At 62.0% G+C, this 20,026-nt stretch carries 18 protein-coding genes; 12 read left to right on the forward strand and 6 right to left on the reverse strand.

The window, feature by feature from the left end; translation table 11 throughout:
• Positions 1 to 21: 21 nt before the first annotated feature.
• Positions 22 to 681, reverse strand: a complete 660-nt coding sequence (locus BW992_RS06780) for an NAD(P)-dependent oxidoreductase (protein ID WP_076405846.1) — start codon at positions 679 to 681, stop codon at positions 22 to 24.
• An 84-nt stretch (positions 682 to 765) separates the two neighbouring features.
• Between BW992_RS06780 and BW992_RS06785 the strand changes: the two genes are divergently transcribed.
• From BW992_RS06785 to BW992_RS06830, 10 genes are all read left to right on the forward strand, one after another.
• Entirely contained in the window at positions 766 to 1,104 is a 339-nt protein-coding gene (locus BW992_RS06785; protein WP_072398234.1) for a DOPA 4,5-dioxygenase family protein, read from the forward strand.
• A gap of 428 nt (positions 1,105 to 1,532) precedes the next feature.
• Entirely contained in the window at positions 1,533 to 2,840 is a 1,308-nt protein-coding gene (locus tag BW992_RS06790; protein ID WP_072398236.1) for a CitMHS family transporter, read from the forward strand.
• Between the two features lie 75 nt (positions 2,841 to 2,915).
• Positions 2,916 to 3,683, forward strand: a complete 768-nt coding sequence (locus BW992_RS06795) for a TerC family protein (RefSeq protein ID WP_072398238.1) — start codon at positions 2,916 to 2,918, stop codon at positions 3,681 to 3,683.
• A gap of 311 nt (positions 3,684 to 3,994) precedes the next feature.
• Complete coding sequence (locus BW992_RS06800; protein ID WP_072398240.1) at positions 3,995 to 5,653, forward strand: Na/Pi cotransporter family protein; 1,659 nt, start codon at positions 3,995 to 3,997, stop codon at positions 5,651 to 5,653.
• Between the two features lie 60 nt (positions 5,654 to 5,713).
• Positions 5,714 to 7,090 carry a M16 family metallopeptidase gene (locus BW992_RS06805; protein ID WP_076405848.1) on the forward strand — a complete coding sequence of 459 codons (1,377 nt, stop codon included), beginning with the start codon at positions 5,714 to 5,716 and terminating at the stop codon, positions 7,088 to 7,090.
• A 158-nt stretch (positions 7,091 to 7,248) separates the two neighbouring features.
• Positions 7,249 to 8,274: a DUF5924 family protein gene (locus BW992_RS06810; protein WP_076405850.1), complete on the forward strand. Its 1,026-nt coding sequence runs from the start codon at positions 7,249 to 7,251 to the stop codon at positions 8,272 to 8,274.
• A 52-nt stretch (positions 8,275 to 8,326) separates the two neighbouring features.
• The gene (locus tag BW992_RS06815; RefSeq protein WP_076405852.1) at positions 8,327 to 9,475 is read left to right on the forward strand and encodes an ABC transporter permease; all 1,149 of its coding nucleotides are present in this window, start codon (positions 8,327 to 8,329) and stop codon (positions 9,473 to 9,475) included.
• Positions 9,472 to 10,275: an ABC transporter ATP-binding protein gene (locus tag BW992_RS06820; RefSeq protein ID WP_072398264.1), complete on the forward strand. Its 804-nt coding sequence runs from the start codon at positions 9,472 to 9,474 to the stop codon at positions 10,273 to 10,275. The genes BW992_RS06815 and BW992_RS06820 overlap by 4 nt, the downstream gene beginning before the upstream one ends.
• A gap of 1 nt (position 10,276) precedes the next feature.
• Positions 10,277 to 11,215 carry an MlaD family protein gene (locus tag BW992_RS06825; RefSeq protein ID WP_072398266.1) on the forward strand — a complete coding sequence of 313 codons (939 nt, stop codon included), beginning with the start codon at positions 10,277 to 10,279 and terminating at the stop codon, positions 11,213 to 11,215.
• Positions 11,212 to 11,844 (forward strand): ABC-type transport auxiliary lipoprotein family protein, encoded by a 633-nt coding sequence (locus tag BW992_RS06830; RefSeq protein WP_072431300.1) that lies wholly within the window; start codon positions 11,212 to 11,214, stop codon positions 11,842 to 11,844. The genes BW992_RS06825 and BW992_RS06830 overlap by 4 nt, the downstream gene beginning before the upstream one ends.
• A gap of 3 nt (positions 11,845 to 11,847) precedes the next feature.
• Here BW992_RS06830 and BW992_RS06835 read toward each other — a convergent pair whose 3' ends face one another.
• The 5 genes from BW992_RS06835 to BW992_RS06855 form a co-directional block, all read right to left on the reverse strand.
• Complete coding sequence (locus BW992_RS06835; RefSeq protein ID WP_072398269.1) at positions 11,848 to 13,077, reverse strand: nucleoside recognition domain-containing protein; 1,230 nt, start codon at positions 13,075 to 13,077, stop codon at positions 11,848 to 11,850.
• 285 nt (positions 13,078 to 13,362) lie between these two features.
• Positions 13,363 to 14,694 (reverse strand): glutamate/aspartate:proton symporter GltP, encoded by a 1,332-nt coding sequence (gltP, locus tag BW992_RS06840; RefSeq protein WP_072398271.1) that lies wholly within the window; start codon positions 14,692 to 14,694, stop codon positions 13,363 to 13,365.
• 704 nt (positions 14,695 to 15,398) lie between these two features.
• Positions 15,399 to 15,863: an inhibitor of vertebrate lysozyme family protein gene (locus tag BW992_RS06845; protein ID WP_072398273.1), complete on the reverse strand. Its 465-nt coding sequence runs from the start codon at positions 15,861 to 15,863 to the stop codon at positions 15,399 to 15,401.
• 2 nt (positions 15,864 to 15,865) lie between these two features.
• The gene (locus tag BW992_RS06850; RefSeq protein ID WP_003177151.1) at positions 15,866 to 16,030 is read right to left on the reverse strand and encodes a DUF1328 domain-containing protein; all 165 of its coding nucleotides are present in this window, start codon (positions 16,028 to 16,030) and stop codon (positions 15,866 to 15,868) included.
• 81 nt (positions 16,031 to 16,111) lie between these two features.
• Positions 16,112 to 16,399: a hypothetical protein gene (locus BW992_RS06855; RefSeq protein ID WP_072398274.1), complete on the reverse strand. Its 288-nt coding sequence runs from the start codon at positions 16,397 to 16,399 to the stop codon at positions 16,112 to 16,114.
• A gap of 471 nt (positions 16,400 to 16,870) precedes the next feature.
• On the opposite strand from BW992_RS06855, the gene algB reads away from it, so the two are divergent.
• Together algB and BW992_RS06865 are read left to right on the forward strand one after the other, a co-directional pair.
• On the forward strand, positions 16,871 to 18,217 hold the full coding sequence (gene algB, locus BW992_RS06860; RefSeq protein ID WP_072398276.1) for a sigma-54-dependent response regulator transcription factor AlgB: 1,347 nt from the start codon (positions 16,871 to 16,873) through the stop codon (positions 18,215 to 18,217).
• Between the two features lie 10 nt (positions 18,218 to 18,227).
• Positions 18,228 to 20,018 (forward strand): ATP-binding protein, encoded by a 1,791-nt coding sequence (locus tag BW992_RS06865; RefSeq protein ID WP_076405854.1) that lies wholly within the window; start codon positions 18,228 to 18,230, stop codon positions 20,016 to 20,018.
• Positions 20,019 to 20,026: the final 8 nt, after the last annotated feature.

Raw genomic sequence — 20,026 nt, forward strand, 5'->3', positions numbered from 1 at the left:
CTCGCTCGTCGGGGCTGGGGATCAGGTGGCAGCCATGAAATTCACATGTTCGCCCACATGCAGGTTCAGGCGCAGCTCATCGGCAATGCCGACCGCCACACGGTTGAGCCTTTCGAGGGACTCGGCCACGCCGGGTTCCAGGCTGGTGCTGACCTGGCTGAAATGCTCGATACTCAACCCGGCGGCGGCATAGGGTGAGTTGACGAGGGTCCATTGCAGCGAGCTGTGTCGCAGGGCATCGAGGATCTCCTCGGCGGCATGACGCTGCAGGTCATCTTCGACCTGTTCCTCGTCCAGCACAGCGAAATCCCCCACCAGGAACAACCGGGAAACCTTGACCGCCTGCATCCCGGCAATCAAGGCATCCACCGCCAGCACCTGTTCCACCGGGCCCGGAATGAGCGTGCGCTCCACCTGTTCGCTGTTCATCGGCAAACCCGGAGCGTTCAGCAGACACACCACCGCGTCGGTACCGGCGACGCTCTGCTTGACCCGTTCGGGATCATAGAGATCCCCCGTCTTGGCCCGCAGGCCCGGACGCGGCGCCAGCGCCGTGAGATCATCGAGAATGGCAATGACTTCATGCTGGCGCCGCAGCATCTCAGCCATCAACGCACTGCCGAGGCTGCTCATGGCACCATAGAGCACCACTTTGATGACCGGGGTTTCGGCGTTCTTCATGGCTGTTTTCCTTTTTTACCGCATGTAAGCCTCTGACCCGTGGAAAACCCGGAGGGTTCGGCCTTGCAGGACAAGGAGTGAAAGATGCAACGGATCAAGGGCTATCATGCCCACGTCTATTTCGATGCCAGCACCCTGGACCAGGCCCGGGCACTGTGTGAGGAAGCGGCGCAGCTGTTTGCGCTGAAGATGGGCCGGGTCCACCAGCGTCCGGTCGGCCCTCATCCGGACTGGAGTTGCCAGCTGGCGTTCGACCCGCAGTACATCGGCGTAGTCCTGCCGTGGCTCGCGCTCAATCGCAATGGCCTGGTGATCTTCCTGCACCCGGACACCGGCGATGACCTGAAGGACCACACCGACCATGCGATCTGGATGGGCGCGATGCGGCCGTTGAATCTTTCGGTGTTTGCCGCAAGAACTTGATTGCTCCTGTGGCGAGGGGATTTATCCCCGCTGGACTGCGCAGCAGGCCCAAAAGGGCAGAGTGCATTCTCCGGGTATTACACGATGACAGGTTTCATGGCCGCTTCGCGCCCCAGCGGGGATAAATCCCCTCGCCACAGCAGTGCCGCCTAACAAGGTCATCATCTGCGGCTCGTCCCCCATTTACCCTGCGAAAGCTTGATGAAAGCTAGCGCGATTAGGATCGCCCCCACTCCCGGCAAAAGACCGGCGGCCCGAGACGCAGCTCGAATGCGCGTCTGGCCTTTTTAACAACAACAATGGTGACCCTGATGTCCTCTGCTATTCATCCCGTCGTACCCACTCCATCCGTCCGTTCCGTGCCTCTCGTTCTGCGCTGACCTCTGCGGTTCGCCTTTACCCGCCACGCCACGCCTGGAGTATTCCCCATGCTGACTTTCCTTGGCTTCGCCATGGTCATCACCTTCATGTTCCTGATCATGACCAAGCGCCTGTCCGCGCTGATCGCCCTGATCATCATTCCGATCCTGTTCGCCCTGTTCGGTGGTTTTGCGCCGAAAATCGGCCCGATGATGCTCGAAGGCATCACCAAGCTCGCCCCGACCGGGGTGATGCTGATGTTCGCGATTCTGTATTTTGCGCTGATGATCGATTCCGGCCTGTTCGACCCGGCCGTGCGCAAGATTCTCAAGCTGGTCAAGGGCGACCCGCTGAAAGTTTCGGTCGGTACCGCCGTTCTGGCGCTCGTCGTCTCCCTCGATGGCGACGGCGCGACCACTTATATGATCTGCGTGGCCGCGATGCTGCCGCTCTACAGCCGCATCGGCATGAGCCCACGGATCATGGCCGGCCTGATCATCCTCGCCGGCGGCGTGATGAACATGACCCCTTGGGGCGGCCCGACGGCGCGTGCGGCCAGTGCGTTGCATGTCGACCCGTCCGACATCTTCGTTCCGATGATCCCGGCGATGGCCTTCGGTGTCGTGGCGATCCTGGTGATTGCCTATATGTACGGCAAGCGCGAGCGTGCGCGCCTGGGTGAACTGCACCTGGTGGGCGAGGAAATGGATCACAGCGAGATCAGCGTTTCCCAGTTCCCGGACGCCCGCCGTCCGAAGCTGATCTGGTTCAACGGCGCGCTGACCCTGGGCCTGATGTGCACCCTGATCGCTGGCCTGCTGCCGCTGCCGGTGCTGTTCATGGTGGCCTTCAGCATCGCGATGATCGTCAACTACCCTTGCCTGCAGCAGCAGAAAGACCGCGTTGCGGCGCATGCCGGTAGCGTACTGGCGGTGGTCGGGCTGATTTTCGCGGCGGGTATCTTCACCGGCATCCTGTCCGGTACCGGTATGGTCGACGCCATGTCCAAGAGCCTGTTGGCCGTGATCCCGGATTTCCTCGGCCCGTACCTGGCCGTGATTACCGCGCTGGCCAGCATGCCGTTCACTTTCTTCATGTCCAACGACGCATTTTATTACGGGGTGTTACCGGTGCTGGCCGAAGCAGCCAGTCATTACGGTATCTCGCCGGTTGAAATGGCACGTGCCTCCATCGTTGGCCAGCCCGTGCACCTGCTGAGCCCGCTGGTTCCGTCCACCTACCTGCTGGTAGCCTTGGCCGGGATCGAGTTCGGCGACCACCAGCGCTTCACGCTGAAGTGGGCAGTACTGGTTTGCCTGTGCATAATGTTCGCCGCCTTGCTGATGGGGATTTTTCCGCTGTTCAGCACTCTATAAAAGCAACACATGACGCTGCGTCGCTCTCGTACGAACCGAAGCGACGCGGCCTAACAAACGCTCAAAGGAACTCACATGGAATGGCTGACCAACCCGGAAATCTGGGTTGCCTTCTTTACCCTGACGGCCCTGGAAATTGTCTTGGGCATCGATAACATCATCATGATTTCGATCCTGGTCAGCCGCATGCCCAAGCACATGCAGGCGCGCACCCGGATTTTCGGTCTGGCCCTGGCCATGATCACGCGGATCCTGCTGCTGTTGTCCATCACCTGGGTCATGCGCCTGACCACCGATTTGTTCGAAGTGTTCGGCAAGGGTATCTCCGGTCGTGACCTGATCCTGTTCTTCGGTGGCCTGTTCCTGCTGTGGAAAAGCTCCCAGGAGATGTACCACGCCCTGGAAGGTGAAGACGAAAGCAACGAGGCGCCTGCGGGCAAGGGCGGCAGCTTCATCTACACCATCATCCAGATCGCGATCATCGACATCGTGTTCTCCCTGGACTCGGTCATCACCGCCGTGGGCATGGTCTCCCATGTACCGGTCATGGTGGCGGCGATCATCGTGGCGGTCCTGGTGATGATGCTGGCCTCGGGCACCATCAGCCAGTTCATCGACAAGCACCCGTCGCTGAAAATGCTGGCGCTGTCGTTCCTGCTGGTGGTCGGTACCGTGCTGATCGCCGAGTCCCTCGATGTGCATGTACCTAAGGGCTACGTCTACTTCGCCATGGCGTTCTCCCTGGCGGTGGAAGCCATCAACATCAAGATGCGCACCGCGATGGCCCGCAAGCGCAAGCAGCAGGATCCAGTGAAACTGCGCAAGGATGTTCCCGGTCAGTAACGATACGGGGCAATGAACGAAGGGGCTCTCTGGAGCCCCTTTTTCATGCCCGGAGAAAGGCCCCTGTGGGAGCGAGCTTGCTCGCGATAGCGGTCTGTGGGCAATGAAGAGGTTGAATGTCGGGGCCCCATCGCGAGCACGCTCGCTCTCACTGGAGCTGAGGGGGTATTTTTATGACAGTTTTGTTTCAAACGATTCTTTAGCTGTGTAATGCTGGCGTCCGAACCGTTCGCCAACTACAGCTTAAATACAAGAACGAAGAATGTGGCACCGTCAATTTGTCCCTTTGGGACGCTAACAGGGGGCTTCTCATGCTGACCCTGCTCAACTTGCTCTCCGCCGTGGCCCTGCTGATCTGGGGCACGCACATTGTCCGTACCGGCATCCTGCGGGTCTACGGCTCGAACCTGCGGCACGTCATCAGCCAGAACATGTCCAGGCGCTGGCTGGCTTTCATCGCCGGTATCATGGTCACGGCCATGGTCCAGAGCAGCAATGCCACCGCCATGCTGGTCACCTCCTTCGTCGGCCAGGGCCTGATGGCATTGACTCCTGCCCTGGCGACCATGCTGGGCGCCGACGTCGGCACGGCACTGATGGCCCGGGTGCTGACCCTGGACCTGTCCTGGCTGTCGCCCTTGCTGATTTTCCTCGGGGTGATTTTCTTCCTGTCGCGCAAGCAGACGCGCGTCGGGCAGATGGGGCGGGTGGGCATCGGCCTGGGCCTGATCATCCTGGCGCTGCAATTGATCGTCGAGGCCGCCGCGCCCATCACCCACGCCCAGGGCGTGAAAGTGATCTTCGCTTCGTTGACCGGTGACATCCTCCTCGACGCCCTGGTCGGTGCGGTCTTTGCCATGGTGTCCTACTCCAGCCTGGCCGCCGTGCTGTTGACCGCCACCCTGGCCGGCGCGGCGGTGATCAGCCTGCCGGTCGCCATTGGTCTGGTGATCGGCGCCAACATCGGCAGCGGTGTGCTGGCCTTCCTGGGTACCAGCATGCAGAACGCCGCCGGCCGCCAGGTGGCACTGGGCAGCTTGCTGTACAAGCTGATCGGGCTGTTGCTGATCATTCCGGTGCTCGATCCGCTGGTAGGCTGGCTCGACAGCCTGGACTTCAGCCCCCAGGAAACGGTCATCGGCTTCCATCTGCTCTACAACGCCGTTCGTTGCCTGGTCCTGCTGCCCAGCGTCGCCCCCATGGCGAAACTCTGCGCCTGGCTGCTGCCAGACCGTCCAGACACCAATGGCACGGCCAAGCCACGCCACCTGGACCCGGCCGCCCTCGCCACCCCAAGCCTGGCCCTGGCGAACGCGGCCAGGGAAACCTTGCGCATCGGCGACCAGATCGAAAACATGCTCGAAGCCATGCTCGACGTGCTGCGCGGCCAGCAGACGGCCGTCACCCAGGAGGTCCGGCGTGTCAGCGACGACGTCGAAGCCTTGTGCAGCGCCATCAAGCTGTACATGGCCCAGATGCCCCGCGAGGACCTCAGTGAACAGGACAGCCGCCGCTGGGCGGAGATCATCGAGCTGGCCATCAACCTGAAGCTGGCCAGCGACCTTATCGAACGCATGCTGCGCAAGGTCCAGCAGCAGAAGACCTCGCAGCGGCGGTCCTTTTCCGAGGTGGGCCTGGAGGAGTTGGCGGGGCTGCACAGCCATCTGATCGCCAACCTGCGCCTGGGGCTGTCGGTGTTTCTCAGTGGCGACCGGGAAAGCGCCCGTCAATTGCTGCGTGAGAAACGGCGTTTTCGCGCCCAGGAAAGGCGCATGGCCCATGCTCACGTCAGTCGTTTGCAGCGCAAGGTCATACAAAGCCTGGAGACCAGTTCCCTGCACTTGGATCTGATTGCCGACATGAGGCGTCTCAACTCGCTGTTCTGCGGCAGTGCCTATGTGGTGCTGGAAAGTGCCGAGATCGGCGCCCTGGCGGCCGATGAAATCTCGGACATCACCCATTCGCCTTGAACATCTGGCGCGTTGTCCAGTCAACAAGGTTGGACTGTCAGTCGCCAGGATGCTCATTTTATGCGTGGTCTGTTACTCGCCCTCCTCTTGCTAGGCTCGTTGCCCGTGGCGGCCCTGGATCGGTTCCAGGTCGAAGGGTATACGCTGCCCAACGGCATGCAGCTATTGCTCAAGCCCGGCAGCGAACGCGGGCATGTCGCGATCCGGCTGGTGATTGGCGTGGGCCTGGACGATTTCAGTTGCGCCGACAAGGAGCTGCCGCACCTGCTCGAGCATGCGCTGTTCAGCGGGATCGACGAGGGTGGCGAGGGCGCGCTGGAAGAGCGCATGCAGGCATTGGGCGGCGAGTGGAACGCCTTCACCAGTAACGCCGACACCACTTTTGTCATCGAAGCGCCGGCGAGCAACCAGCGCAAGGTGCTGGACCTGCTGCTGGCGGTGCTGACCCGCACCCGCATCGACGACAAGGCCCTGGAAGCGGCCAAGCGGGTGGTCGAACGCGAGGATGGCGGCCACTACACCCACCTGCAACGCTGGCTCGACCGTCAGGACCTGGGCCACAGGGCCAGCAATCAGCTGGCGGTGGAACTGGGCCTGCGCTGCGCGGAGCGGGCCGAGGTGGGGCAACACTCCCTCGCCCGCCTCGAACAGGTTCGCAAAAGCTGGTACGCACCGAACAACATGACGCTGATTGTCGTCGGCGATCTCGACCGGGTGCTGCCGGCCTATCTGGAACGCACCTTTGGCGCGCTCGAACCGGTCGAGCCCAGCGCCCACAAACCGCTGCCGCAGATTCGCTACAGCGCGGTCACCAAGCGCAACCTGATCCGCGGCCTGTCAGGGGATGGCGCCAAGCTGCACTGGCTGTTCCCGGAGCCGGTGCTGGACCAGCAGCACGACGAAACCTTCGATCTGCTCAAGGACTACCTGGACTGGGCGCTCTATCGCCAACTGCGCCTGGCCAGTGGCCTGTCCTACGGCCCCTGGGTGGAGCGGGAAGTGTTCGGTGGCGTCGGTTTCTTCAGCCTGAACGCAGACCTGGCCCGCGAGGACCTGCCAGAAGCCGAGGCGGCGCTCGAGGCGCTGCGCAACACGTTGCTCAAGGACGGACTGGATCCCGACACGTTCATGCGCATCAAGCGCGCGGCCATCGCCCATCAGTCCTGGGCGGTACAAGGCAACAGCGCACTGGCCGATTACTACTGGGGCGCCCTGGGCGACTACGAGGACGGTCGCTTCGCCAACCCCGCCGTGCGCCTGCAGGCGGTGAGCCTGGAACAGGCCAACCAGGCCCTGGACGAACTGCTCAAGGATCCGGGTTACCTGCGCATCGAAAAGCCGCTGCTCAGCGACGATGAACTGGTATGGACCCTGGTCGCCTTGATGGGGCTGCTGCTGGCCTGGGTGGCGTGGCGCCTGCGCCGACGCAGGGCCTGACCCGCCCGGCCGGTATCATGGGTAGCGAACGGGTTTATCCCAATCGGCCGCCGGGCGGAACACTTCCCGCGACACAGGTGATCACGAGCCTCGCCATGCCGATGCCCGGACGATACTCTATCGGGGATATTTCCTACGTCTTGATGTGAAACCGCCGAATGCAAAACCTGACTCACTATATCCAGCGCCTTCTTGAACTGATGAAGCGCTACCCGGGGGTCATCGCGCTGGGCGGTTTCGTGTCCGGGATCGGCAGTTTCATGCTGGTGGACCGCCAGCAGGGCCTGGCGAGCTGGATCGCCATCGTGATGTTGGTGAGTTGGCTCTGGCTGATGCTGGAAAACAGCCTGACCCGCCTGTTCGCGCGGGTTTTCAAACGGGAAATTCCCCAGCCGCTGTTGCGTTACGCCACGCAGATGATCCACCAGGAAAGCCTGTTCTTCGTCCTGCCGTTTTTCTTCGTCACCACCACCTGGAACAGCAGCCAACTGCTTTTCACCGGCCTGCTCACCGCGGCGGCACTGATTTCCATCATCGACCCGCTGTACTACAAATGGCTGGCGCCCCGGCGCTGGGCCTTCCTGGCGTTGCACACCCTGACGCTGTTCGCCGCCCTGCTCACCGCATTGCCGGTCATCTTGCACCTGACCACCGACCAGAGCTTCAAGCTGGCCCTGGGCACGGCCATGCTGCTGTCGTTTCCCAGCCTCGCTTCGATCTTCCCGATCCGCACCGTGCGCAACGCCCTGGCGATCCTGTGCATCACCCTGGGCATTGGCGCTGCCGGCTGGGTGCTGCGTTCCTGGGTACCGCCCGCGACATTGTGGATGACCGAAGTGGCGATCAGCACTCAGCTGGAAGACCGCACACCCGGCGCCAGCCTCAAGGAAGTCAGCGCCGCCCAGATCCGTGGCAACGGCCTGTACGCCTACACGGCGATCAACGCACCACGCGGGCTCGACGAGCGGATCTATCACGTCTGGCAATTCAACGGCAAGGAAGTCGATCGCATCGCCCTGGACATCCACGGTGGGCGCAAGGAAGGCTATCGCGCCTGGACCCACAAGCAGAACTTCCCGGATGACCCGGCAGGCAAATGGCAGGTGCGGGTGCTCACGGAAAATGGCCAGGTGATCGGTGTGCTGCGTTTCAATGTGAGCGCCGCTGCGCCCGCAGCAAAATAATGACAGTCATGCTATTAGGTAGCGCTGTTCAAACCGAACGAGCATGGAGCTTATGACCCCCAGCCCCCCTATGGGCAGTGCCCGACTCGACACGTCCGGCTCGCCGGCGCAACTGTGGATCAGTGGCGACTGGACCCTGGCCCATTACGCCCAGCTCAAGCGCTTGAGCGAATCGCTGCGCGGCCAGTACGACGAAAACGCCCGGATCGATCTCAACGGCCTCGGCGCCCTCGACACCGCCGGAGCCTCGCTATTGGTGGAGCTGCTGGGTTCGGAAAGGCTGGGCAAGACCGCCGAACACCCGGACTGCAGCCTGCCGGCAGCCGAGCGCGCCCTGCTGCAGACCGTGTATTGCTCGCTGACGGATTTCTGCGTACCGGACAAAGAGCCGAAAGTCAGCGTCGTGACCCAATTGCTGACACGCATCGGACGGGCCGTGGAGAAGGTCTGGCAGGACACCCTGCAGTTGCTCGGCTTTGTCGGCCTGATCCTGGAAACCCTGGCCCGCGGCCTGTTCCACCCACGGCGCTGGCGGATTACCCCAATGGTGGTTCACATCGAGCAGACCGGCCTGGACGCGGCACCCATCGTGGCCTTGCTGACGTTCCTGGTGGGAGCGGTGGTGGCCTTCCTCGGGGCGACGGTGCTGGCGGATTTCGGCGCCAGTATCTTCACCGTGGACTTGGTGGCGTTCTCGTTTCTGCGTGAATTCGGCGTGTTGCTGACGGCGATCCTCATGGCCGGTCGTACCGCCAGCGCATTCACCGCGCAGATCGGCTCGATGAAGGCCAACGAGGAAATCGACGCCATCAGGACCCTCGGCCTCGATCCTGTCGAGTTGCTGGTGCTGCCCAGGGTGCTGGCCCTCCTGGTGGCGCTGCCCATGCTGACATTCGTGGCCATGCTCGCGGGCATCATTGGCGGCGGCGTGGTGTGCGCCCTTTCCCTGGGCATCTCTCCGGCCATGTTCCTGTCGCTGCTGCAATCGGACATCGGCGTGCAGCACTTCGTGGTGGGCATGGTCAAGGCGCCGATCTTCGCGTTTCTGATCGCTGCCATCGGCTGCCTGGAAGGCTTCAAGGTCAGCGGCAGTGCCGAATCGGTCGGGGCCCACACCACCTCCAGCGTAGTGCAGTCGATTTTCGTGGTGATCGTGCTGGATGCCGTGGCCGCGCTGTTTTTCATGGAGATGAGCTGGTGAGTCGACCTCGTGCTACACCCGCCGACGCGGTGATCCAGGTGCGCGGCCTGTGCAATCGCTTTGGCCGCCAGAGCGTGCATGAAAACCTCGACCTGGACGTCTACAAAGGCGAGATCCTCGCCGTGGTGGGCGGCTCCGGCAGTGGCAAGTCGGTGCTGCTGCGCAGCATCGTCGGCCTGAACCAGCCCAGCGAGGGTTCGGTGCGGGTGTTCGGCCAGGACTTGCCAAGCCTGCCCCCGGCACAACGCTCACGGGTGGAACGACGCTTTGGCGTGCTGTTCCAGAAGGGCGCGCTGTTTTCGTCCCTGACGGTGACAGAGAACGTCGCCCTGCCGCTGATCGAACATGCCGGCCTCAGCCGGGCCGACGCCGAACACCTGGCGGCGGTGAAACTCGCCCTGGCCGGACTGCCGCTCTCGGCCGCGGACAAGTACCCCGCGTCGCTGTCCGGCGGCATGATCAAGCGGGCCGCCCTGGCCCGTGCGCTGGCCCTGGACCCGGACATCCTGTTTCTCGACGAACCCACTGCCGGACTCGACCCCATCGGCGCGGCGGCCTTCGACCAGTTGATCCTGACGCTGCGCGACGCCCTGGGCCTGAGCGTGTTCCTGGTCACCCACGACCTGGACACCCTCTACACCATCACGGATCGAGTAGCGGTGCTGGCCCAGAAAAAAGTCCTGGTGGCTGATGTCATCGACAAGGTGTCGGAAACCGACGATGCCTGGATTCATGAATACTTTCATGGCCCTCGCGGCCGCGCGGCGCTGTCGGCCGCTACACAGTCCAACGAGGTTTGACATGGAAACCCGAGCCCATCATGTGCTGATCGGCCTGTTCACCGTCATTGTGGTGGTCAGCGCCCTGCTGTTCGGCCTCTGGCTGGCCAAGTCCAGCGTGGACAGCGAGTTCAAGGATTACGAAGTGGTGTTCAACGAGGCTGTCAGCGGCTTGTCCCGAGGCAGCTCGGTGGAATACAGCGGCATCAAGGTCGGGGACGTGGTGAACCTGCGCCTGGATCCGAACGATCCGCGCCGGGTGCTGGCGCGAGTGCGCTTGAGCGGTGAAACGCCGATCAAGCAGGACACCCAGGCCAAGCTGGCACTGACGGGCATCACCGGCACCTCGATCATCCAGCTCAGTGGCGGCACGCCCCAGAGCCCGCCATTGACCGGGCACGACGGCGAACCGCCGGTGATCGTCGCCGCGCCCTCACCCATCGCCCGCCTGCTCAATAACAGCGACGACGTGATGACCAACATCAACCTGCTGCTGCACAACGCCAACGAGGTGTTTTCCTCCGACAACGTCCAGCGCCTGAGCAATACCCTGGATCATCTGGAACAAACCACCGGGGTCATTGCCGATCAGCGTGGCGACATTCGCCAGGCCATGCAGCAACTGGCGTCCATCGGCAAACAGGCCAGCGCCACGCTGGAGCAGACCACCGCGCTGATGCGCAACGCCAATGGGCTGCTCAACGACCAGGGCAAACAGGCGTTCGGCAATGCCGGCCAGGCCATGGAGTCCCTGGCTCGCAGCACGGCGACCCTCGACAGACTGCTGGACGACAACCGCGACGCGCTGAACAACGGCATGCAAGGCCTCAACGCCCTGGCGCCGGCCGTGCGCGAGCTGCGGGAAACCCTGAGTGCCCTGCGCGGTATATCCCGGCGCCTGGACGCCAACCCCAGCGGCTATCTGCTGGGCAATGACAAGGATAAGGAGTTCACGCCATGAAGCCGTTCAATCGATTCGTCTGTCCGGCGCTGGTGCTGACAGCGTTTATCCTGCTGACCGGGTGTTCGATCCTGCCCAAGGCCGAGCCGTCGGACATCTATCGGCTGCCCGCCAGCCAGGCGTCGGCCTCGGCCGGCACGCCGGTGAGCTGGTCGTTGCGCCTGGCCAGCCCGCAGGCCAGCGAAGTGCTCAACAGCCCGAAAATCGCGGTCATTCCCCAGGGCAACCTGTTCAGCAGCTACGCCGCCTCGCGCTGGAGCGATCCCGCCCCGGTGTTGCTGCGCAATCGCTTGCTCGACGGCTTTGCCCAGGACGGACGGGTCAGGCTGCTGAGTGTCGCCGACAGCAACCTGCAGGCAGACCTGGAACTGGGCGGGCAATTGCAGGCGTTCCAGACCGAATACCAGGGCTCGGCCGCCAGCGTGGTGGTTCGCCTGGATGCATTGCTGGTGCGTGGTTTCGACCAGCGCATCCTGGCCAGCCGCCGCTTCGAAGTGCGCCAGCCCTTGAGCGATGTGAAGGTACCGGCGGTGGTGGATGGCTTTGGCCGGGCCAGTGACCGGCTGACCGCCGAGGTGGTGAACTGGACGCTGGAGCAGGGTCAGCGCTTCGCGACCCCGGCGCCCTGAACCTCAGCCAAAGAACCAGTAGCACACGCCGATCGCCCCCAGCACGCCGGCCAGCTCCGCCAGCAGCGCGCACCCCACCGCATGCCGCGCCCGCTGGATGCCCACGGCGCCGAAGTACACCGCCAGCACATAGAAGGTGGTTTCCGTGCTGCCCTGGATGGTGGCTGCCACCAGGGCCGGGAAGCTGTCCACCCCGGAAGTCTTCATGGTTTCGATCAGCATCGCCCGGGCGGCGCTGCCGGAGAAGGGCTTGACCATGGCCGTGGGCAAGGCGTCGACGAAACGCGTGTCCCAACCCGCCCACTGCACCAGGTGCCGGATGCCATCCAGGCCGAAATCCAGCGCGCCCGAAGCCCGCAGCACGCCCACGGCGCAGAGCATGGCCACCAGGTAGGGCAGCAGGCCCTTGGCAACGTCGAACCCTTCCTTGGCACCTTCGACGAACGCTTCGTAGACCTTGACCTTGCGCAGCGCGCCGATCACCAGGAACAGGATGATCAGGCCGAACAACGTCAGGTTGCCCAGGATCGATGACAACCCCGCCAAGGCCGTGGCCGAGAGCGTCGTCAGCATGGCCATGAAACCGCCCAGCACCAACGCACCGGGCACCAGGTACGCCAGCACTACCGGGTCCCACAGACGAAGACGCTGCATGAACGCCACCGACAGCAGCCCCACCAGGGTCGAGCAACTGGTGGCGAGCAGGATCGGCAGGAACACCAGGGTCGGGTCCGGCGCACCTTGCTGGGCGCGGTACATGAAAATCGTCACCGGCAGCAGCGTCAGCGACGACGCGTTGAGCACCAGGAACAGGATCTGGGCATTGCTGGCGATGGTCGGGCTGGGATTGAGGTCCTGCAGGGCACGCATGGCCTTGAGGCCGATGGGGGTGGCGGCGTTATCCAGTCCCAGCCCGTTGGCGGCGAAGTTGAGGGTAATCAGGCCGATCGCCGGATGGCCCGGCGGCACTTCCGGCATCAGGCGCAGGAACAGCGGGCCGAGGGCCTTGGCCAGCCAGTCGACGATGCCGGCCTTTTCGGCGATGCGCAGGAACCCCAACCAGAGGGTCAGGGTGCCGAACAGCAGGACCATGACCTCCACCGACAGCTTGGCCATGGCAAAGATGCTTTCCACCATGGCCGCGAAGATCCCGGCGTTGCCGCCGACCAGCCACTGCACCAGCGCCGATACGGCCGCCACGATAAAGAAGCCAAGCCACAGGCCATTGAGCATCGGTTAAATCCCCCGGAAGATGCGGCGAATGATAGCGGGGCTGGCAGAAACGACAAACCCCGGATTTTCCCGGGGTTTGCCTGGATGTTGAATGTGCCGTCGCCATCGCGGGCCTTGAAGCCTGATGCCGATCAGTCAACTGGCACACAACCCGCTGGGCTGCGGAGCAGGCCTGAAACCGGACGACGCGCTAGGTCTGGTCAATGACATCGGCAATGGTGGGGCCGCTTGGCGGCCCAGCGGGGGATAAATCCCCTCGTCACAATCCTGGCCTCAAGGCAGGCATCAATGGCTGGAAGGCTCCCCCGCCGGCAGCGGCTCCTTGCTGCGCCAGTGTGGCAGGGAGTTCCAGTAGCGCTGGCCCTTGGCATCGTCGTACATGCCTTCCCAACGAGCGATCACCAGCACCGCCAGGGCGTTGCCGATCACGTTCAGCGCGGTACGGGCCATATCCATGATGCGGTCGACACCGGCGATGAAGGCCAGGCCTTCCAAGGGAATACCGACACTGCCGAGGGTGGCGAGCAGCACCACGAAGGATACGCCCGGCACGCCGGCGATGCCCTTGGAAGTGACCATCAGGGTCAGAACCAATAGCAGTTGCTGGCTGATGGACAGGTCGATGCCATACAGCTGGGCGATGAAGATCGCCGCGATGCTCTGATAGAGGGTCGAACCATCGAGGTTGAACGAATAACCGGTGGGCACCACGAAGCTGCAGATGGCTTTCGGTGCGCCGTAGGCTTCCATCTTCTCGATCACCCGCGGCAATACCGTTTCGGAGCTGGCGGTGGAGTAGGCCAGCACCAGTTCGTCCTTGAAAATGCGCATCAGCTTGAGCACCGAGAAGCCGAACAGGCGCGCAACCAGGCCCAGTACCACGAAGGCGAAGAAGGCGATGGCGACGTAAACCAGGATCACCAGTTTTGCCAATGGCAGCAGGGAAGCGAAGCCGAAGTTGGCGACGGTCACCGCGATCAGTGCGAAAACGCCGATCGGCGCGTAGTTCATGATCATGTGGGTGACCTTGAACATGCTTTCCGACACGCCCTGGAACATTTTCACCAGCGGGTCGCGCAGGTCCGGCTGCAGGCTGGAAAGACCGAGGCCGAACAGAACGGAGAAGAAAATGATCGGCAGCATCTCGCCGCGAGCGGCCGCTGCGAAGATGTTTGACGGGATCAGGTTGAGGATGGTCTGGATAAAGGCATGTTCATGCTGGACTTCGGCGGCCGTGGCCTGGTACTTGGAAATGTCCACGGTACCCAGGGTGCTCATGTCGATGCCGCTGCCTGGATGGAAGAAGTTGGCCAGCAGCAGGCCGACAACAATAGCGATGGTGGTGACGACTTCGAAATAGACGATGGTCTTGAAGCCGATACGCCCGAGTTTCTTGGCGTCACCGACCCCGGCAATGCCGACGATCAGGGAGGAAATCACGATCGGGATCACGATCATCTTGATCAGGCGAATGAAGATATCGCCTGCCGGTTGCAACACGTTGCTGATCCACCAGGCCTTTTCGCCACTGAAATGGTTGAGCAGCGCGCCGAGTGCAATCCCGAGCACCAGGCCGATGAGAATCTGCCAGGCGAGGCTTAGTTTTGCCTTCTTCATATCATTACCCTTACTTCGATTGGACACGGACAAAAGCATGGAAGGGACCGCTCATGGCGACACGAATCCGCGCTTTTGCCCCCGTATAAGGTCACCCCGAGCACGCGCTGGCGGCTGACTGGCGGGCGAAAAAAGGCGCAACTATTGCGAGGCGAGGGGGGATCGTCTAATGCCGTAACCGCCTACCCCATGCCGAATCGGCATGAGTTTTTCCAAACAAAACGCGCGTCCCAACCGGTTCGAATGTGCCAATTAGGCAGGCAAAAGCGCCGTGAACCGGCCATTTCAGCGTAGCCTGCGCCTTTTTCAGCGCCAGGAAAACCGCCAGGGCTCAGACAAATTGTCGCAACGTCATTTAATGAAATAGCGCGAACCTTCTCCGATTAACGGTCAGGTCCGGAAGGGAAAGAGCGCTGGAAGGGCAAAAAACCGCAGGGGATGGGGCACGGCTGGGATAAAAATGACCAGGCGCTCTGGCTCAAGCCTCTTGCGTTGAAAAGCTCTCCGCAGGTTCGCCCAGCCCCAGGGACTTTGCGAACCTGCGTCGCAGCTTTTACCTGACCCGGCCCTTTCGCAGGCACCCCTTGTGCCCGTAGGTCACTCCGACCCTCAATGGTCAGAACGTCCCAGCCCCCTGGTCATGCAACAGCCCTCTTCAGGCTGTGCAGAGGGAAAAGCAAGACTGCTGTTCCCGTTGTCGAAACTCAGTACCAGTTAGGATCCTTCTTGAGTTGCTCCATTAACATTTCCTGCATACCTTCGTCCGGGTTACCCAGGAAACGATAGTCGGCGTGGCGGGTCGGCGATTTGTCGGCAGGCAGTCCGGCGGGTACCTCGACCAGCAAGGCGTAGGCCTCGTCCTTATCGAAACTGAAGGCCACGAACAGGCGCTTGCTGCGACAGGTGGCCTGGGTCTCGCACAGCGGACCGACCAGATACTTGTCGCCGTCTTCTTCGACAGCGTTCATCTGTTCCGAATCGCCGGACAGGTTCATGACCCATTCCGGCAAGCGTTCTTCTTTCTTGACGACCTGCTGCCAGGTCTCGCGGTATTGCGGGTCTGACTCGAGCAACTGGTTGACCCGCATCTGTCCGTCATTGGCAGCCATTGCCAGGGTGCTGCCGCCCAGGAGCAGGGCGGCTACCCATCCTTTCAACGAAACGCTCATGGTCAGCCTCGACCGCGACGGCCAAAGAAGAAGGAAGCGATGAACATCACCAGGAATACGACAAAGAGAATCTTGGCGATGCCCGTGGCGGTGCCTGCGATACCACCGAAGCCCAGGACGGCGGCGATGATGGCAATGATCAGGAATGTAATAGCCCAGCTCAACATGGTGATTCTCCTTACGCTTTTCTATTTAGTTTGGGTCTGGCGGAGATGGTTCCATGCGCCAAGGACGCAGGGATCATCGAGTTAAAACACCCAGCGTTCCTGGCGCGGCATGTCGGCCACAGGCTGTGCCTGATCGACGTCCATCATGCGCATCGAAGCGGAAGCCTGGGCGACGTTGCCCACGGGGCTGAAATGGGTTTGGGGAGCTCTTTGAACCGACACCAGAGGGGCTTCGGGCTGCTGGCTGTAATGCCAGAGAAGCAATTGCTGACCCACCACGAGGGTCACAAGCAAAGCCAGAACAGCCCACAACCCCTGCTGTACGCGCAGGGAAGTGATTGAAAATCGGGCGGCACGTTGACGATTCATCCTGGAATTCCTCCCCACCCCGGGTGGTGATCTGGTTGGGCGTTTGCACGCTACGTTGATCAGACCATTGCAGGCGGCATGCCAGATTTTTTTATAGAAAAAACTCTTTTAAATCATAGAGTTATATTAGCCGCAAAAAGACTGGAGAACGCATCCTGCACGATGCTCCAATCTGCGGCCGTGCGTATTGCACGAATGCCCGCGCCCCTGCCTCTGATATGCAGGCCTTCGTATGCAAGGAAAGTGTCGATCCGGATTCTTTTTGAATTGCCGCTCGCCAATCGATGTCGGAATGGCGTGCCAGACCATTCGACACAGGCACAGGGCAAGAAAGGAGATAAATCAGGCTTTTATAATCCCGCCATCCACAGCGAGGCTGCCGATAGGTAGTATTCGCTCAGAATCGACCATGCAACTTGCCCGATTTTTCTGACACTAACCAACATCATTCATTAAAGGAGCGTAGGAAAAATGGAATCCGCCACTGAGCATCAAGGCCGCATTCTGCTGGTAGACGATGAGTCTGCCATCCTGCGTACCTTCCGCTATTGCCTGGAAGACGAAGGCTATACCGTCGCCACCGCCAGCAGCGCCGCCCAGGCCGACGCCTTGTTGCAACGCCAGGTATTCGACCTGTGCTTTCTAGATCTGCGCCTGGGGGAAGACAATGGACTGGATGTACTGGCCCAGATGCGCATCCAGGCCCCCTGGATGCGGGTGGTGATCGTCACCGCCCACTCGGCGGTCGATACGGCGGTCGATGCGATCCAGGCCGGCGCCGCCGATTATCTCGTCAAGCCCTGCAGCCCGGATCAGTTGCGCCTGGCGACTGCCAAACAGCTGGAAGTACGTCAATTGTCAGCCAGGCTGGAAGCCCTGGAAGGCGAGATGCGCAAGCCCAATGACGGCCTGGACTCCCATAGCCCGGCGATGAAGGTTGTCCTGGAAACCGCCCGCCAGGTCGCCAGCACCGACGCCAACATCCTGATCCTGGGTGAGTCGGGCACTGGTAAGGGCGAGTTGGCCCGGGCCATCCACGGCTGGAGCAAACGTGCGAAGAAGTCCTGCGTCACCATCAACTGCCCTTCGCTGACGGCAGAGCTGATGGAGAGCGAACTGTTCGGCCACAGCCGGGGGGCGTTCACCGGGGCCAGCGAGAGCACCCTGGGACGGGTCAACCAGGCGGATGGAGGCACGCTGTTTCTCGACGAGATCGGCGATTTTCCCCTGACATTGCAGCCCAAGCTGCTGCGTTTCATCCAGGACAAGGAATACGAACGGGTCGGCGATCCGGTCACCCGCCGGGCCGATGTCCGGATTCTCGCGGCCACCAACCTCAACCTCGAGGACATGGTGCGCGACGGCCGTTTTCGCGAAGACTTGCTGTATCGCCTGAACGTCATCACGCTGCATCTGCCGCCGCTGCGCGAGCGCGCCGAAGATATCCTCACCCTGGCCGATCGTTTCCTGGCGCGCTTCGTCAAGGAGTATGCCCGCCCGGCCCGTGCGTTCAGCGACGAGGCCCGCGAAGCGCTGCTAGGCTATCGCTGGCCTGGCAATATCCGCGAGCTGCGCAACGTGGTGGAGCGCGCCAGCATCATTTGCGCCCAGGAAAAGGTGGAAATCAGTCATCTGGGCATGGCCGAACAGCCCGTCAACAACGCGCCGCGCATTGGCGCCGCGCTGAGCCTCGATGAGCTGGAAAAAGCCCACATAGGGGCGGTACTGGCCACGGCCGATACCCTCGACCAAGCGGCCAAGACCCTGGGCATCGACGCGTCAACGCTGTATCGAAAACGCAAGCAGTACAACCTTTGAACGGTAGCTTATGAAACTGGCGATGAAGCTGCGCACCCGACTGTTTCTCAGTATCTCGGCCCTGATCACCGTGGCATTGCTGGGGCTGTTGCTTGGCCTGGTGAGCGTGATGCAAATGGCCAGTACCCAGGAGCGAGCGGTTCGCGACAACTTCGTTCTGCTGGACCTGGGCCTCAAGTTGCGCCAGACCCTCGGTGACCAGTTCATGATCATGCTGGACGAAAAGCCTGATCTGGCAGCGCTGGAAGATTCCAAGCGACATTACTTCGAGCTGCTTGAAGAGGGTATCGCCCACGAACAGAGCCTGGACGATCCGGCGGGCAGCTTCAGCCAGTCCAAGACCGATTATCAGCGTTTTCTCGACTCATTCGCCGCTTTTCGCCAACAATCGGCCCCACTTGTAGGTATCCAGGACCTCACGGACAAGTTCAATGTGCTACGCAACGGCCTCATCGAGGATTATCGACGCGCGCTGAACAATATCGGCAAAGCCCAGGCCGAAGCCCAGGATCGGGCACTGCTCATTGCCGGCCTGCTGGGGCTGGTAGGGCTGGCGGTCCTGATCATCGGCTTCGTTACTGCCCATGGCCTCGCCCGACGTTTCGGCGCGCCGATCGAAGCACTAGCGGCAGCGGCGGATGACATCGGCCAGGGCAACTTCGAGGTAACGCTGCCGGTTTCCTCCGCAGCCGAGTTGAACCTGCTGACGCGACGCTTCGGGATCATGGCCCAGGCACTGCGCGAGCACCAGGCGATGAACGTCGACGAGTTGCTCGCCGGCCAGCAGCGCTTGCAAGCGGTACTGGACAGTATCGATGACGGTTTGCTGATGATTGATCGCCAAGGCCAGTTGGAGCACCTCAATCCGGTGGCCCAACGTCAACTGGGCTGGGATGAGGAACGTCTGGGCCTGGGTCTGGGCGAAGCCCTTGGGCGTCAGGAGCTGGACGAAGAACTGCAGTTGGTCCTGCGGGGCGGAACCCTGGAAAGGGCGCCGGAAGACCTGAGTATCGAAGTGGATGGCGAGTCCCGGCTGCTGACTTACAGCCTTACCCCCGTCAGCCATACCCAGGGGCATATCCTTGGCGCCGTCATGGTGCTGCACGACGTCACCGAACAGCGCGCCTTCGAACGGGTACGCAGCGAATTCGTGCTGCGGGCCTCCCACGAACTGCGCACACCGGTGACAGGCATGCACATGGCGTTTGGCTTGTTACAGGAGCGCGTGCATTTCCCGGAGGACTCCCGCGAAGCGGACTTGCTCAACACCGTCAACGAAGAAATGCAGCGGTTGATGCAACTCATCAATGACTTGCTGAATTTCTCCCGCTACCAGAACGGCCTGCAGAAACTGACATTGGCGCCTTGTTCCATCGAAGACCTGCTGGAAGCGGCGAGGCTGCGGTTTGCCGTCCAGGCCCAGGCCAAGGGCATCGAATTGCTCGTGGCGATCCAGGGTCCGCTACCGCGCGTGCACGCCGATGCCGCGCAACTGGACCGGGTGCTGGATAACCTGATCGACAATGCCATGCGCCATACCGGCGACCATGGCCAGATCCGCCTCCAAGCACGGCGCCACGGCGAGCGGGTGATCATCAGTGTCGAAGACAACGGTGAAGGCATCGCCTACGGCCAGCAAGGCCGGATCTTCGAACCTTTCGTCCAGGTCGGCCGCAAGAAAGGCGGCGCCGGCCTCGGCCTGGCACTGTGCAAGGAGATCGTTCAGCTCCATGGCGGACGCATGGGGGTTTATTCAAGACCCGGGCAGGGCACCCAGTTCTATATGGCGCTGACGGTCTGAAGCCTGGG

The sequence above is a fragment of the Pseudomonas sp. 7SR1 genome, from assembly GCF_900156465.1.
GTDB lineage: Bacteria > Pseudomonadota > Gammaproteobacteria > Pseudomonadales > Pseudomonadaceae > Aquipseudomonas.

Excerpts from the sequence above, each read along its gene's own strand:
- BW992_RS06845 (WP_072398273.1), bottom strand. The coding sequence starts at position 15,863 with ATGAGCGTTTCGTTGAAAGGATGGGTAGCCGCCCTGCTCCTGGGCGGC.
- BW992_RS06780 (WP_076405846.1), bottom strand. The coding sequence starts at position 681 with ATGAAGAACGCCGAAACCCCGGTCATCAAAGTGGTGCTCTATGGTGCC.
- BW992_RS06825 (WP_072398266.1), top strand. The coding sequence starts at position 10,277 with ATGGAAACCCGAGCCCATCATGTGCTGATCGGCCTGTTCACCGTCATT.
- BW992_RS06810 (WP_076405850.1), top strand. The coding sequence starts at position 7,249 with ATGCAAAACCTGACTCACTATATCCAGCGCCTTCTTGAACTGATGAAG.
- BW992_RS06865 (WP_076405854.1), top strand. The coding sequence starts at position 18,228 with ATGAAACTGGCGATGAAGCTGCGCACCCGACTGTTTCTCAGTATCTCG.
- BW992_RS06835 (WP_072398269.1), bottom strand. The coding sequence starts at position 13,077 with ATGCTCAATGGCCTGTGGCTTGGCTTCTTTATCGTGGCGGCCGTATCG.
- BW992_RS06785 (WP_072398234.1), top strand. The coding sequence starts at position 766 with ATGCAACGGATCAAGGGCTATCATGCCCACGTCTATTTCGATGCCAGC.
- algB (WP_072398276.1), top strand. The coding sequence starts at position 16,871 with ATGGAATCCGCCACTGAGCATCAAGGCCGCATTCTGCTGGTAGACGAT.
- BW992_RS06855 (WP_072398274.1), bottom strand. The coding sequence starts at position 16,399 with ATGAATCGTCAACGTGCCGCCCGATTTTCAATCACTTCCCTGCGCGTA.
- BW992_RS06805 (WP_076405848.1), top strand. The coding sequence starts at position 5,714 with ATGCGTGGTCTGTTACTCGCCCTCCTCTTGCTAGGCTCGTTGCCCGTG.
- BW992_RS06795 (WP_072398238.1), top strand. The coding sequence starts at position 2,916 with ATGGAATGGCTGACCAACCCGGAAATCTGGGTTGCCTTCTTTACCCTG.
- BW992_RS06830 (WP_072431300.1), top strand. The coding sequence starts at position 11,212 with ATGAAGCCGTTCAATCGATTCGTCTGTCCGGCGCTGGTGCTGACAGCG.
- BW992_RS06850 (WP_003177151.1), bottom strand. The coding sequence starts at position 16,030 with ATGTTGAGCTGGGCTATTACATTCCTGATCATTGCCATCATCGCCGCC.
- gltP (WP_072398271.1), bottom strand. The coding sequence starts at position 14,694 with ATGAAGAAGGCAAAACTAAGCCTCGCCTGGCAGATTCTCATCGGCCTG.
- BW992_RS06815 (WP_076405852.1), top strand. The coding sequence starts at position 8,327 with ATGACCCCCAGCCCCCCTATGGGCAGTGCCCGACTCGACACGTCCGGC.
- BW992_RS06790 (WP_072398236.1), top strand. The coding sequence starts at position 1,533 with ATGCTGACTTTCCTTGGCTTCGCCATGGTCATCACCTTCATGTTCCTG.
- BW992_RS06800 (WP_072398240.1), top strand. The coding sequence starts at position 3,995 with ATGCTGACCCTGCTCAACTTGCTCTCCGCCGTGGCCCTGCTGATCTGG.